At 67.7% G+C, this 12433-nt stretch carries 13 protein-coding genes; 7 read left to right on the forward strand and 6 right to left on the reverse strand.

Translation table 11 applies throughout. The features are described 5' to 3' along the window. Nucleotides 1-156: 156 nt before the first annotated feature. Genes PSV26_RS05140 through purE form a run of 4 tightly spaced genes read right to left on the reverse strand, consistent with a single transcriptional unit; the run spans nucleotide 157 to nucleotide 3136 of the window. Nucleotides 157-399 (reverse strand): hypothetical protein, encoded by a 243-nt coding sequence (locus PSV26_RS05140; RefSeq protein ID WP_300568495.1) that lies wholly within the window; start codon nucleotides 397-399, stop codon nucleotides 157-159. An 18-nt stretch (nucleotides 400-417) separates the two neighbouring features. Further along, nucleotides 418-1413, reverse strand: a complete 996-nt coding sequence (locus tag PSV26_RS05145) for an L-threonylcarbamoyladenylate synthase (RefSeq protein ID WP_300568497.1) — start codon at nucleotides 1411-1413, stop codon at nucleotides 418-420. Continuing rightward, nucleotides 1410-2630: a 5-(carboxyamino)imidazole ribonucleotide synthase gene (locus PSV26_RS05150; RefSeq protein WP_300568499.1), complete on the reverse strand. Its 1221-nt coding sequence runs from the start codon at nucleotides 2628-2630 to the stop codon at nucleotides 1410-1412. Before PSV26_RS05150 ends, PSV26_RS05145 begins: the two co-directional genes overlap by 4 nt. Next, nucleotides 2627-3136, reverse strand: coding sequence for a 5-(carboxyamino)imidazole ribonucleotide mutase (purE, locus tag PSV26_RS05155; protein WP_300515767.1), 510 nt, complete (start codon nucleotides 3134-3136; stop codon nucleotides 2627-2629). The genes PSV26_RS05150 and purE overlap by 4 nt, the downstream gene beginning before the upstream one ends. 160 nt (nucleotides 3137-3296) lie before the next feature. On the opposite strand from purE, the gene trxA reads away from it, so the two are divergent. After that, the gene (gene trxA, locus PSV26_RS05160; RefSeq protein WP_300568634.1) at nucleotides 3297-4196 is read left to right on the forward strand and encodes a thioredoxin; all 900 of its coding nucleotides are present in this window, start codon (nucleotides 3297-3299) and stop codon (nucleotides 4194-4196) included. A gap of 531 nt (nucleotides 4197-4727) precedes the next feature. Here trxA and dacB read toward each other — a convergent pair. Then, complete coding sequence (gene dacB, locus PSV26_RS05165) at nucleotides 4728-6224, reverse strand: D-alanyl-D-alanine carboxypeptidase/D-alanyl-D-alanine-endopeptidase (RefSeq protein WP_300515770.1); 1497 nt, start codon at nucleotides 6222-6224, stop codon at nucleotides 4728-4730. Between the two features lie 217 nt (nucleotides 6225-6441). Here dacB and PSV26_RS05170 point away from each other — a divergent pair, with 217 nt between their 5' ends. The 4 genes from PSV26_RS05170 to PSV26_RS05185 are packed head-to-tail and all read left to right on the forward strand — an operon-like array spanning nucleotide 6442 to nucleotide 9620. Next, the gene (locus PSV26_RS05170; protein WP_300515773.1) at nucleotides 6442-7461 is read left to right on the forward strand and encodes a DMT family transporter; all 1020 of its coding nucleotides are present in this window, start codon (nucleotides 6442-6444) and stop codon (nucleotides 7459-7461) included. 16 nt (nucleotides 7462-7477) lie between these two features. Next, nucleotides 7478-8206: a tRNA (adenosine(37)-N6)-threonylcarbamoyltransferase complex dimerization subunit type 1 TsaB gene (tsaB, locus tag PSV26_RS05175; protein ID WP_300515776.1), complete on the forward strand. Its 729-nt coding sequence runs from the start codon at nucleotides 7478-7480 to the stop codon at nucleotides 8204-8206. A 6-nt stretch (nucleotides 8207-8212) separates the two neighbouring features. Continuing rightward, on the forward strand, nucleotides 8213-8692 hold the full coding sequence (rimI, locus tag PSV26_RS05180; RefSeq protein ID WP_300568501.1) for a ribosomal protein S18-alanine N-acetyltransferase: 480 nt from the start codon (nucleotides 8213-8215) through the stop codon (nucleotides 8690-8692). A gap of 10 nt (nucleotides 8693-8702) precedes the next feature. Further along, entirely contained in the window at nucleotides 8703-9620 is a 918-nt protein-coding gene (locus PSV26_RS05185) for a uracil-DNA glycosylase (protein WP_300568503.1), read from the forward strand. Nucleotides 9621-9713: 93 nt separating this feature from the next. On the opposite strand, the gene PSV26_RS05190 is transcribed toward PSV26_RS05185, so the two are convergent. Continuing rightward, nucleotides 9714-10598 carry a DMT family transporter gene (locus PSV26_RS05190; RefSeq protein ID WP_300568505.1) on the reverse strand — a complete coding sequence of 295 codons (885 nt, stop codon included), beginning with the start codon at nucleotides 10596-10598 and terminating at the stop codon, nucleotides 9714-9716. A gap of 84 nt (nucleotides 10599-10682) precedes the next feature. Between PSV26_RS05190 and pyrF the strand changes: the two genes are divergently transcribed. After that, nucleotides 10683-11507: an orotidine-5'-phosphate decarboxylase gene (gene pyrF / locus PSV26_RS05195; protein ID WP_300568507.1), complete on the forward strand. Its 825-nt coding sequence runs from the start codon at nucleotides 10683-10685 to the stop codon at nucleotides 11505-11507. A 32-nt stretch (nucleotides 11508-11539) separates the two neighbouring features. Further along, a complete protein-coding gene (locus tag PSV26_RS05200; protein WP_300568509.1) occupies nucleotides 11540-12433 on the forward strand; it encodes a LysR substrate-binding domain-containing protein in 894 nt (297 codons plus the stop codon).

Genomic DNA, 12433 nt, shown 5'->3' on the forward strand with positions numbered 1-12433 from the left:
ACAGGCCTTGCGCTGGAGGGGTCGCTGCGTTAGGGCGACGGGTGCACGTTGTTGAGAGTGAGAAGGTCATCGGTGTCCCTGGATAACAGCGGGTGAGTGAGCCACTATGCATGGTGCCGTGCCCGGGCGTCAAGCAGCGGCGACCCCGACTTGGGCTCAGGGCGCACCGTCGTCGTCCGCCGCGCTGCCCGCACGGCGCCTGGCAGACGGGAGGCACTCGTCCGGGTTGGCGACCCACAGCCACCCGAGGGCCAGCGCCGCCGGAATGGCGAGGAACCACAACGGGTTGCCGGTGAACCACGTGCCCGCCATGCCGGCAGCGGCGCCTGCCGACAGGCACACGACGAACCACGCCAGACGGTTTCGGATGCTTCGGGGTTTTTTTCGTGAGGCGGACATGGCTCAGCCTTGCTTGCCTCAACTTGCGGCCGCCCGCTGCAGCCGGTCCCGCACACCATCCCAGGCCGAGTCGGTCGGCAGGTGTTCAATCCAGATCAGCTTGACGCCCTGGCCGTCGAAGCCGCGCAGCACGGCGAACAGCTGCTGCGCGGTGGCGGCGGCGTCGTCGGGCATGCGGCGGTACAGCACCTGCGCCGACTTGATGCGCACGATGCTGCGGGCATACACGGCAATGTGCGCGGCCTCTGCGCCGAGCACGTCGAGTGCGGTCTGGATCGCACCGGCGTCCATCAGGCGCACCCGGGCGTTGGGCGCGTAGTGCGAGACCAGCGTGCCGGACGCGCGCGGTGCCTCTCCCAGCGTGCTTTTTTCCTGCTGCCCATCGTCCTGGTCGAGCACCGGCTCGCCGCAGGCGACCTCGAGCTGCGTGCGTGTGAGCAGGCCGGGGCGCAGCAGCACCGGTCGGCCGCGCGTGCAGTCCACGATGCTGGACTCGATGCCGACGGCGCAGGGCCCGCCGTCAAGCACCAGCAAGGCATCGCCGAATTCTTCAGCGACATGCCGGGCGGTGGTCGGGCTGACGCGGCCGAAGCGGTTGGCGCTGGGGCCGGCGACACCGGTGGCGCAGGCCTTCAGAAAAGCCAGCGCCACCGGGTGCGAGGGACAGCGCAGGCCGATGGAGTCCTGCCCGCCGGCGGCGGCGGCGGCCACACCCGGCTTGCGCGGCAGGATCACGGTCAGTGGCCCGGGCCAGAAGGCCTGCATCAGGCGTGCGGCAAAAGGCGGCACGCTGCTCGCGTAGTCGGGTACCTGGGCGGCATCCGCCACGTGCACGATCAGCGGGTGATCGCTGGGCCGGCCCTTGGCGGCGAAGATGCCGGCCACGGCGCTGTCACTGGCCGCATCGGCGCCCAGGCCATACACCGTCTCTGTGGGAAAGCCCACCAGGCCGCCGGACCGGATCACGCGCGCGGCTTCCAGAATGGCCGCCGGGTCGGTGCCGTCACGAATCATGGCAAGGCATCCAGACCGGGCAGCCCCAGCCGCTGCGCGGCCTGGCGCGCGACCGCGGTGACGCCGGCCACGTCGGCGCCGGTGATGGTGAGGTGGCCCATCTTGCGGCCGGCGCGCGCTTCGAGCTTGCCGTACAGGTGCAGGTGCGTGCCCGGCAAGGCCAGCACGGCCTGCCAGTCGGGCGTGCGCAGCTGGTCGGCGGCGTCAAACCACAGGTCGCCGAGCAGGTTGAGCATGATGGCCGGCGAATGCTGGCGCGGCTGCGGCAGCGGCAAGCCGGCCATGGCGTGCACCTGCAGGTCGAACTGCGAGACGTCGCAGGCGTCCATCGTGTAGTGACCGCTGTTGTGCGGGCGCGGCGCCATTTCGTTGACCACCAGCGCGCCATCGGCACTGCCGTCGTCGATGACAAAAAACTCGACACACAACACGCCCACGTAGCCGATATGGTTTGCTATGGATTCCGTAGCTGCTCGCGCCCGCAGTGCAAGGGCTACAGGCATATTCCCCTCATAAGCCGCAGTGACGGCGAGGATGCCGTCCACGTGTACGTTGTACTGCGGCGCAAAGCCGGTGATGGCGCCGTCCCAGCCACGCGCAACGATGACCGAACATTCGGCCTTCAGCGGCAACCGTTTTTCCAGCACGCAGGGCACGCCCTTCAGCTCGGCCCAGGCCACCGCGAGTTCGGCCATGTTGGCAACGCGCACCTGGCCTTTGCCGTCATAACCCATGCGCGCGGTTTTCACAATGCCGGGCAGCAGATCGGGTGGTACGGCGGCCAGCTGCGCCGGCGTTTCGATAACGGCATACGGCGCGCAGGTCACGCCCGCCACACCGGCGCTGGCGGTGAAGTGGGCCTTTTCCTCGATGCGGTTTTGCGCAATGGCGACCGCAGCGGCGCCGGGCGCCACCGGCCGGTCCACGGCCAGGGTCTGCAGTGCGTCGGCCGGAACGTTTTCAAATTCGGTGCTGATGGCGGCGCACAGCGAGGCCAGCTGCGCCAGGCCGTTCTCGTCCCGGTAAGCGGTCTGGATGTGATAGTGGCTGACGCGGCCGGCCGGGCTGGTCGGATCGGGGTCGAGCACGGCCGTGAAATAACCGAGCCGCTGCGCCGCATGCACAAACATGCGGCCGAGCTGGCCGCCGCCCATCACGCCCAGGGTCGCAGGCTGACCCGCGGCATCCACGGAGCCGGGGAGAATCGGAAGACTCATGCCGGCGGCAGGGTCATGGCGCGGGCCGCGGCGGTCTGCTCGGCGCGGAAGGCCTGCAGCTTGTCGGCCAGGGTCTTGTCGTGCAGGGCCAACATGGCCACCGCAAACAGGGCGGCGTTGGCCGCACCGGCGTTGCCGATGGCAAAGGTCGCGACCGGCACGCCCTTGGGCATCTGCACGATGCTGTGCAGCGAATCGACCCCCTGCAGGTGGTTGCTGGCCACCGGTACGCCGAGAATCGGTACCGCGGTTTTGGCGGCCAGCATGCCCGGCAGGTGCGCGGCGCCGCCGGCACCGGCAATGATGGCGTGCAGGCCGCGCCCGCCGGCCTGTTCGGCATAGGCAAACAGTTCGTCGGGCATGCGGTGGGCCGAGACCACGCGCGCCTCGTGCGCCACCCCGAACTGCTGGAGAATCTGCACGGCATGCTGCATGGTGGTCCAGTCGCTGCTGGAACCCATCACCACACCCACCAGGGGTGGCTTGAGATCTTGCGTTGTTGTCATGTGTTGCCTTCCGGGCCTGCTGTGCGGTTAATCGTTGCCTGCCAGCGCTGATTTTACGGGCTGGTGGGCCGCCGGGGCCGGCCGCCGCATGCTATCGTGCCAGCGCGGCACCACCGTGCCTGTTGAAAACACCTTCACCCACCCCTATTTGTCCAGCACCATGATCGACGTCACCATTGCCAATTTTGAAGAGGAAGTTGTTGCGGCTTCCATGACCATCCCCGTGCTGATTGATTTCTGGGCGCCCTGGTGCGGACCCTGCAAATCCCTCGGCCCGATTCTGGAGAAGGTCGAGATCGCCTACGGCGGACGCTTCAAGCTGGTCAAGATCGACTCGGACCAGGAGCAGCAACTCGGCGCTGCCTTCGGCATCCGCAGCATCCCGACCTGCATCCTGATGATGAACGGCCAGCCGGTCGACGGGTTTGCCGGCGCGCTGCCCGAAGGCAAGGTCAAGGAGTTTCTGGACAAACACCTGCCGCCGGCCGAAGACCTGCCGCCCGCCGATGAAGCAATCGCCGAGCCGGAAGACACCAGCCCGGCCGCCGTGCTGGAAAAACTGCAGGCGGCCGTCGCCACCGACCCGGCCGACGACAACGCCCGTTTTGACTACATCCGCCTGCTGCTGCAGCACGGTCAGGTGGAACACGCCAGGGCCGCTTTTGCACCGGTGGCCAGCAAGGCGCCGACCGTGCGCAAGTTCGAGACCCTGCAACACTGGTTCAATGCTATTGAATCAGGAGCTGCTCACGCAGACGCGGCAAAGGCTCAAGCCGGATTTGACGCAAAACTTGCTGCCAACAAGCGGGATTTCGACACCCGTTACGCGCTGGCGCAGCTCCACATGAGCCAGCAGCGCTGGGTGCCTGCGATGGACGAGTTGCTGGAGATCCTGATGCGCGACAAGTCGTGGAACGGGGAGCTGGCGCGCAAGACCTTTGTGTCCATCCTGGAGATCATCGAGCCGCCCCGGGTCAAGGTCGCCGACGGCCAGATTCCGCCGGATGATCCTACCGTGGCGACTTACCGCCGGCGCTTGAGCAGCGTGGTGCTGAGCTGATTCCCTCCTTGGGCTTGTCATCCCAGGCTTGCTCCTGGAGCCATTTCTGGCAGCCTCGATGCTTGGTAGTTGGTGCGCGTCTGCTGGCCGGGGGTTGCCCGGCGGCAACTCACTTTTCTTTTGCGTCGCCAAAAGAAAAGTAAGCAAAAGAAAAGGCGACCCGATGGTCTGGGTCCCTCCGCTTCGCTACGGGCAACCTGCGGTGCTCGCCGAAAACGGGGTCGAGCTCGAACTCGCTTCGCTCAGACAATCGCTCGCCCTGATCCGTTTTCGGCTGTGCTCCTCGGCCCAGCCCGACGGGTGGGGGATGAAAGCGGGAGCGGATTCGGGGAGACGATGACGCGCTTTGCGCGTCATCGTCGGAGTCCGGGACCGTCATGTTTGCACGCAAGAGCAGCACACGCAGCCAAATGAAGTCCCCCTCCATCGCCCAGCGGGGCGAGGGCAGGGGTTAGGAGTGGGAGTGGGGAGTTGCGCCTACTGTCCATAGCGAACCCAAGCCGCAGCGTGATGCAACAACCCAACGCGGCGTCACCTCTCCTGCACCGCCCACTGGATCAATGCATCCAGCGCCGGCCGCGCCGCGATCGCATTCGGATGGTTGACCATGCCGACCACGATGTAACGCGCGCCGCTGGCGCCGTTGGCGTAACCGGCCACGGCCGTCACGTCGCGCAGCGAGCCGGTTTTCATGAAGGCCTGTCCGGTGACCGCGGTAGCGCGGTTGCGCATCGTGGCGTCCACGCCGGCGATCGGCAGGGAGTCGAGCAGGTCCTGCGCGACGCGGCCTTGCGCAGCGACCTGCAGCATGGCTGCCAGGCTGGCGGCGCTGATGCGTTCGACGCGGCTCAGGCCCGAGCCGTTGTCCATCACCGGGGCCTCCTGCCGGGGCAGGATTTTTTTCCACCAGGCCGCCAGCGCGGCACGGCCGGCTTCTGGCGTGCCTTGCGGGTTGTCGCCCGGCTGGGCGTTGCGCCCCAAGGTGAGGAAGAGGTGCTGGGCCATCACGTTGTTGGAGAACTTGTTGACGTCACGCACGATGTCGCGCAGCGGCAGCGAAGGCGCGTCCAGGCGCAGCGGCGCTTTTTCACCCGACAGCGTGCCGCGGGCGCGCAGCATGGCCAGCTCGGCCGGTGTGGCGTCGCGTGCGCTGCCGGTCAGCAGGCCGCCGAGCGCGCGCCACGAGCCTTCGATGGCGCGCGCCGCAAAGCTGGCGGGCTCGGCGTACGCCGTGGGCCAGAGGCGTTCGCCGCAGGCCGCCGAGTAGCTGCCGGCGAACTGGATGCGGTCGGGGCTGTGCACGCTGGCGCGCAGCTCGCTGCGCCAGTCACCGCAGCGGCTCACACGTGCCAGCGGCACCGTGTCATCCACCAGCAGGCCGGCCATGGGCGGCTCGCTCTGAACCCGCGCGTGGCCGTTGGCCGGGTCGGGCGTGAAGCGCATCACCAGCGACTTGAAGTTGATCAGCAGGGCATCGGGGCGCGCGTTGTAGGGTCGCAGCGGCTCGCCGTCGAACTCGCCGGCGTCCAGTGCCGGCACCAGGAAGGCGCTGCGGTCCAGCACGATGTCGCCGCGTATCACCTTCACGCCGCTGGCCTGCACCTGGCCCAGCAGCGCCTGCAGCCGCTCGACCACCAGCTTGGGGTCGCCGCCGCCGCGCACCACCAGGTTGCCGTGCAGAATGCCCTCCGACAGGCTGCCGTCCAGCGTCAGGCGGGTGTTCCAGGTGTAGTCGGGTCCGAGTACGTCGAGTGCGGCGTAAGTGGTCACCAGCTTCATGACCGATGCCGGGTTCATGGGCACCGTGCTGCGGTGTTCCAGGCGCGGCGGTTGCCGGCCCGAGGCGTCCAGCACCAGCAGCGTGACGGCGTCCGGCGGAACCTGCGCACGCACCAGGGCCTTGGCGATGGCCGGGGGCAGGGCCAGTTTGGGGGCGCGCACGGCTTTCTGGGCCAGTACCCAGCCGGGGGCCAGGCTCAGGGCGAGCGCGGCAGCCAGCCGGCAGAGCAACAGGGGAGAGGGGAGCATGGCTGATTATCGGCCTAGTACTGCAGCACGGAAGTAGCGAAACAAAATGAAAGAGATGACTTCGTGCCCAGGGCAAGGCGCAAGCCGCAGCGAAGGCTGTACGCCTTCGCAAGGATGGCAACGCCGCCATGGGTGCGAAGGCGCGCTTTCATGTTTCGATATTTTCGGGTTGCAGTACTAATCCTGCGAAGCAGCCGCTTGCCCGGATAATCGACCCATGCGTTTTTCTCCCAAGACGGTCGGCGTGCTTGCCGCCATCGTGACCGTCACCATCTGGACCTCCTTCATCGTGATTGCACGTGCCACGGCGCACCGCAGCCTCACGCCGCTGGACATCAGCCTGCTGCGTTTCATCGGTGCGGCGCTGGTGCTGCTGCCCTGGGGCGCCTGGCTGGTCTGGCGGCGCGCGCGTGACAGCCGCCCCGCGCTGGCGCCGCCGAGCTGGCTGGGCCTGTCGCCGCTGGGTTTCAGGCTCACCGCGCTGATCGGCCTGGTCGGCGGTGTCGGTTACGCCTGCCTGGCCTACAGCGGCTTTTATTTCGCACCGGCGGCCCATGCCTCGGTGCTGCTGCCCGGCACCCTGCCGCTGAGCACCACCCTGATGGCCGTGCTGATCCTGAAAGACCGTGTGACCCCGGTGCGCGCCATCGGCCTGGGCCTGATTTTTCTGGGCGACGTGATGGTGGGCGGCGCCAGCTTGCTGCAGGCCTGGACGCAGGCCGGCAGCCAGGTCTGGAAGGGCGACCTGCTGTTTCTCTGCGCCTCCACTTGCTGGGCCGTGTATTCGGTGCTGGTGCGCAAACATGCGCTGCAGGCGGTCTCCGCCACCATTGCCATCAGCGTGTTTGCCTTTGTGACCTATGTGCCGGTCTACAGCCTGCTGGCGTATTCGGGCGCCATCGCCACCCGGCTGGCCAGCGCGCCCTGGAGCGAGATTGTTTTCCAGATGGTGTTCCAGGGCGTGGGGTCGGTGGTGATTTCGGGCATCACCTTCACCAAGATGGTCCAGTCCTTCGGCCCGGTGCGCTCAACCATGATCACGGCGGTGGTGCCCGGCCTGTCGGCGCTGGGCGCGGTGATTTTCCTGGGTGAACCGCTCTACTGGAACCTGCTCGCCGGGCTGGCGCTGGTGACCCTGGGCATTGTGTTCGGCGTGCGTGTGCAGGCCCAACGCGTCCCGGCGGCCGCTCCTGATTTGATAGCTGGTGGCGCACGGCCCACAAGGGCTAAATCCTGATTTGATGCATCAACCCATGAAACTCCTGGCTTTTGACACCAGCACCGACAGCATGTCGCTGGCCCTCACCGACGGCCAGCGCATCTGGCAGCACACCGGACCCGGTGGCGCGCAGGCATCCAGCACGCTGATTCCGGCGATTCTCGAGTTGCTGGGCCAGGCCGGGCTGGCGCTGGCCGATCTGGACGCGCTGGTGTTTGGCCGCGGCCCCGGCTCCTTCACCGGCCTGCGCACGGCCTGCTCGGTGGCGCAGGGCCTGGCGCTGGGCGCGCGCCTGCCGGTGCTGCCGATGGACACCCTGATGGCGGTGGCCGAGGAGGCCCGCTTCCAGCACGAAGGACCGCAGGCCTCGGCCCGCCTGCAGGTCACGGCGCTGCTCGATGCACGCATGGACGAGATGTATGTGCAGCGGTTCGCCTGCGACGCCGGGCGCTGGACCGCGCTGGCCGACTGCGCCCTGATCCGCCCGGAAGACCTGCAGCCCGATCCGGCGGACGACCTGCTTGCCGGCAATGTGTTCGGTGTCTACGCGGCGCGCCTGCCGGTGTTTCCGGACAGCCTGCTGCGCCTCACCGCCTTGCCGACAGCGGGGGCCATGCTGCGGCTGGCGCCTGCGTTGCTGGCCGCCGGCCAGGGCGTGCCCGCCAGCCAGGCGCTGCCGCTGTATGTCCGTGACAAGGTCGCCCTGACCACCGAAGAGCGTGCCCGCGTCAAGGCCGGCATCGCCTCGGCGGCCGGCCGATAATGAGGCATGAGCGCCGTTCTCCAGCCCCTGGAAGCCCAGTTCGAACCCATGACCGAGTTGTGGTTCGATGCGGTGCTGCGGGTGGAGGAAAGCGCCTACGCCCACCCTTGGTCACGCGGCAATTTCAGCGATTCACTCCACGCTGGTTACCAGGCGCTGGTGCTCACCGGCGGCAGCGGGCCGGACGCGGAACTGCTGGGCTATTTTGTGGCCATGAAAGGGGTGGACGAAGTGCACCTGCTCAACATCACGGTGGCACCGGTGCACCAGCACCAGGGCTGGGCCCGCGTGATGCTCGATGCGCTGGCGCTCTGGTCGCGCGGGCAGGGCGCGCAGTGGCTGTGGCTGGAGGTGCGCGTGAGCAACGACCGCGCCAGGACGGTGTACGAGCGTTACGGCTTTCGCCACGTCGGCACCCGGCGTCAGTATTACCCCGCGGCCCATGCTACACGCGAAGACGCGGTGGTCATGAGCCTGGCCTTGTGAAGGCGCCGCGATGAGCCTGGACCTGGACAAACGCCAACGCGCCATGCTGCGCGAAATGGGTGTGCGTCTGTGGCAACCGCCCGCGCCCCCGCCGGCGGTAGTGGATATTGCTATCAATACAGTAGCTGTTGGCGCCCGTCCTGAAAGGGCTGAAGCACGATTGGATGCTGAGGCCGAACCGGCACGTGCGCCCGCACCCACCGCCGCACCGGCGCTGCGACCGGTACCGGCCCAAGCGCCGGTGTCGCGCCCGACGCCCGGACTGCAGCCGCGTCCGGAGGGCGTGGAGCGTATGGACTGGCCCGCGCTGCAGGCTGCGGTGGCGGGCTGCCGCGCCTGCGCCCTGTGCGAAAACCGTAAAAACACGGTGTTTGGTATCGGACCGGCGGCCGCCGACGGCGCCGCGCCGCAGGTGGACTGGCTCATCGTCGGCGAGGCCCCCGGTGAAAACGAGGACCTTGCCGGCGAACCCTTTGTCGGCCAGGCCGGCAAGCTGCTCGACAACATGTTGCTGGCCATGGGGCTGCAGCGCGGCAGCGACGCCAGCGTGCCGCGTGCCGGCCTGTCAACCAGCCTTTTCATCACCAACGTTCTCAAGTGCCGCCCGCCGGCCAATCGCAACCCGGATCCGGCGGAAGTGGCGCAGTGCGAGCCTTACCTGAAACGCCAGGTCGAGCTGCTGCAACCGAAAATCATTCTGGCGCTGGGAAAATTTGCGGCCCAGTCGCTGCTGCAGGACAGCGTGCCCGAGGTGCAGAAAATCCCGCTCGGCAAGCTGCGCGGCCAGGTGCACAGCTACCTCGGCGTGCCGGTGGTCGTCAGCTACCACCCGGCCTACCTGCTGCGCAGCCTGGGTGACAAGGCCAAGGCCTGGGATGACCTTTGCCTTGCCATGGATGTGGCCCCCACGCTCGCTCACTCCGTGTAGCTCGCTGCCCCCCGAGGGGGCGCTGCGCCTGCGGACTGGCAGAGCCAGATCCGCGGCCCCGGCTGGTTGGGGAGGAAATTCCTGCGCTGCGTCTTACTTGGCCGCTGCCCGCTGCGGCGCCAGCACCGAGGCAATCGCCACCACCATCAGCACCACGGCGGCCCAGTCCTGCCAGTGCAGGACCTCGCCCAGGCCCAGCGCGCCGGTGAACACGCCGAGGATGGGAATCATCATCACGCTCAGGGTGGAGGCAATAGGCGGCAGGCTGCGCGCCAGGAAAAACCAGGCCGCGTGGGCAAAACCGAAAATGATCACGGCGTTGTAGAGAATCGAGGCCCAGCTCACAGCCGGCGGCGCCTTCCACTGCGGCATTTCAAAGAGCGCGCTCAGCCCGGTCATCACCACCGCCGTCATCACCGTCATCCAGAAGGAAATCGTCAGGGTGGCGACCGGCATCGTGGTGTTGCGCAGTTTCTGTGTGCCGACGGCCCAGGTCGCCGCGGCGGCCAGCGCGCAGAGCACCCCGACGGGCCGGCCCGACAGGTTGGTCAGCTCGTGCCACAGCAGCAGCGACACGCCCAGCGCGGCCGCGGCCACACCCAGCCAGCTGCGGCGCTGGAGCTGGTTGCCGAAGAACCAGGCACCGAACAGCGCCGAAAAAATCGGCATGGTGTAACCCAGGATGGCAGCCCGCCCGCTGCTGAGATTTTTCACCGCCAGGATGATCAGCCCGTGCCAGACAAACATGTTGGAAAACGCCAGCCAGAACAGCTCGCGGTACTTCTCGCGCGGCACAAAAAACGGCACCTTCATCAGCAGCATGGCTGCGCCCAGCACCGGAATGCCCAGCCAGATCGACAGGGCGCGAAAGGTGAGCGGCGGAAAGTCGGCAACGCCGACTTTCATGATGGGCCAGTTGATGCCCCAGGCCAGTGTCAGCAAAACCAGCAGGACGAGTTGTTGTCGGCTCAGATGCATGTCTCCCGGTCTCCGTTGTAGCAAGTGGCTTGATTGTCCCGCTTTGGCGGGGCACGCGTTTCGGCCACCTTCTTACAATAAGGGATGACCTTTCTCGAGATGCTGGGCGCGGCTGAGCGCCAGAACCAATCGATGCTGTGTGTGGGCCTGGACCCGGACCCGGTGAAGTTTCCGGGCCGCTACAAGGGCGACGCCAACAAGATCTACGACTTCTGCGCCGCCATCGTCGACGCCACCGCCGATCTGTCGATTGCCTTCAAGCCGCAGATCGCCTACTTTGCCGCGCACCGCGCCGAAGGCCAGCTCGAACGCCTGATGGAGCACATGCGCCGCGTGGCGCCGCAGGTGCCCATCATCCTGGACGCCAAGCGCGGCGACATCGGCAGCACTGCCGAGCAGTACGCCATCGAGGCCTTCGAGCGTTACGGCGCCGACGCGGTAACGCTGTCGCCCTTCATGGGGTTTGACTCGGTCGCGCCCTATCTCAAGCACGCAGGCAAGGGTGCGTTTTTGCTGTGCCGCACCTCCAACCCCGGCGGCGACGACCTGCAGAACCAGCGGCTGGCCTCCATCGAAGGCCAGCCGCTGCTCTACGAACATGTGGCGCGCCTGGCGCAGGGCCCGTGGAACCTCAACGGCCAGCTGGGCCTGGTGGTGGGCGCCACCTACCCGGCAGAGATCGAACGGGTACGTGCGGTGGCACCGAGCTTGCCGCTGCTGATTCCCGGCGTCGGTGCGCAGGGCGGCGACGCGGTGGCGACGGTCAAAGCCGGCTGGCGGCCGGGCGCACCCATCATCGTCAACTCCTCCCGTGCCATCATTTACGCCTCGTCGGGTGACGACTTTGCCGAAGCGGCGCGGCGCGAAGCCCTGCGCACGCGCGATCTGCTGCAGGCTGCGCGGGGCTGAAGCCCAGGCTGCAACCCCGCGAGCCGACCTCCATGCAACTCAAATGGCTGGAAGACTTCGTGGCGCTCGCGCAAACCCGCAGCTTCAGCCGCGCGGCCGAGTTGCGCCACGTCACACACCCGGCCTTCGGGCGCCGCATCAAGGCGCTGGAGGCCTGGGCCGGCACGACGCTGATCGAGCGCGAGAAAACCCCGCTGACACTCACTGCCGCCGGCGCCAGCCTGCTGGACAACGCGCAGCAGATGGTGGGCAACCTGAAGTCCGCGCACGACGAGCTGCTCACTGCCGCCGGACGCCACGAGAACCTGGTCGCGCTCGCCACCGGGCGCACGCTGGCGCGCACCCTGGCGGCCGATCTGCTGCTGCGTTTCAGGCCGCTGCTGGGGGAGGGCGAGCTGCGCATCCTGACGCGCTCCCTGACCGACACCGCGCAGATGCTGGAACGCGGCGAGGTCGACTTCATGCTGATCTACCATCACCCACTGCTGGCCGTGCGCCTCAGTGCGCGCCAGTACGCGCACCTGACGCTGGCCCGGGACCGGCTGGTGCCGGTCACCCGGGCCAATGCCCAGGGGCGCGGGCAGCACCGCTTTGGCGCCAAGGCCGGCACGCCCTACCTGGCTTTTGCCGGCACCCTGGCGCTGGGCCGCCTGGTGCAGGACCATCTGGCCAACAACCCGCATGCTCCGCGCCTGCAACGGGTGATCGAGTGCGACTCGGCCGACGCCGTGTACGAATACGCACTCAAGGGCCTGGGGGTGGCCTGGCTGCCGTGGTCCATGGTCTCGGCTGCCTGCAAGGACGGCCAGCTGGTGGTGCTGGGCGACGCGCACCTGGAGGTCGGCTTCGAGGTGCGGGCTTACCGCGCCAAGCACCGCCTGAACGCGCTGGCCGAACGTCTGTGGCAGGTGATGGCGCAGCGCTGA

The sequence above is a fragment of the Polaromonas sp. genome (genome assembly GCF_029945685.1).
Taxonomy (GTDB): domain Bacteria; phylum Pseudomonadota; class Gammaproteobacteria; order Burkholderiales; family Burkholderiaceae_C; genus Polaromonas.

What these genes read in the sequence shown, in the direction of transcription:
- PSV26_RS05140 (WP_300568495.1), bottom strand. Translation starts at nt 399, where the DNA reads ATGTCCGCCTCACGAAAAAAACCCCGAAGCATCCGAAACCGTCTGGCG.
- PSV26_RS05145 (WP_300568497.1), bottom strand. Translation starts at nt 1,413, where the DNA reads ATGATTCGTGACGGCACCGACCCGGCGGCCATTCTGGAAGCCGCGCGC.
- PSV26_RS05150 (WP_300568499.1), bottom strand. Translation starts at nt 2,630, where the DNA reads ATGAGTCTTCCGATTCTCCCCGGCTCCGTGGATGCCGCGGGTCAGCCT.
- purE (WP_300515767.1), bottom strand. Translation starts at nt 3,136, where the DNA reads ATGACAACAACGCAAGATCTCAAGCCACCCCTGGTGGGTGTGGTGATG.
- trxA (WP_300568634.1), top strand. Translation starts at nt 3,297, where the DNA reads ATGATCGACGTCACCATTGCCAATTTTGAAGAGGAAGTTGTTGCGGCT.
- dacB (WP_300515770.1), bottom strand. Translation starts at nt 6,224, where the DNA reads ATGCTCCCCTCTCCCCTGTTGCTCTGCCGGCTGGCTGCCGCGCTCGCC.
- PSV26_RS05170 (WP_300515773.1), top strand. Translation starts at nt 6,442, where the DNA reads ATGCGTTTTTCTCCCAAGACGGTCGGCGTGCTTGCCGCCATCGTGACC.
- tsaB (WP_300515776.1), top strand. Translation starts at nt 7,478, where the DNA reads ATGAAACTCCTGGCTTTTGACACCAGCACCGACAGCATGTCGCTGGCC.
- rimI (WP_300568501.1), top strand. Translation starts at nt 8,213, where the DNA reads ATGAGCGCCGTTCTCCAGCCCCTGGAAGCCCAGTTCGAACCCATGACC.
- PSV26_RS05185 (WP_300568503.1), top strand. Translation starts at nt 8,703, where the DNA reads ATGAGCCTGGACCTGGACAAACGCCAACGCGCCATGCTGCGCGAAATG.
- PSV26_RS05190 (WP_300568505.1), bottom strand. Translation starts at nt 10,598, where the DNA reads ATGCATCTGAGCCGACAACAACTCGTCCTGCTGGTTTTGCTGACACTG.
- pyrF (WP_300568507.1), top strand. Translation starts at nt 10,683, where the DNA reads ATGACCTTTCTCGAGATGCTGGGCGCGGCTGAGCGCCAGAACCAATCG.
- PSV26_RS05200 (WP_300568509.1), top strand. Translation starts at nt 11,540, where the DNA reads ATGCAACTCAAATGGCTGGAAGACTTCGTGGCGCTCGCGCAAACCCGC.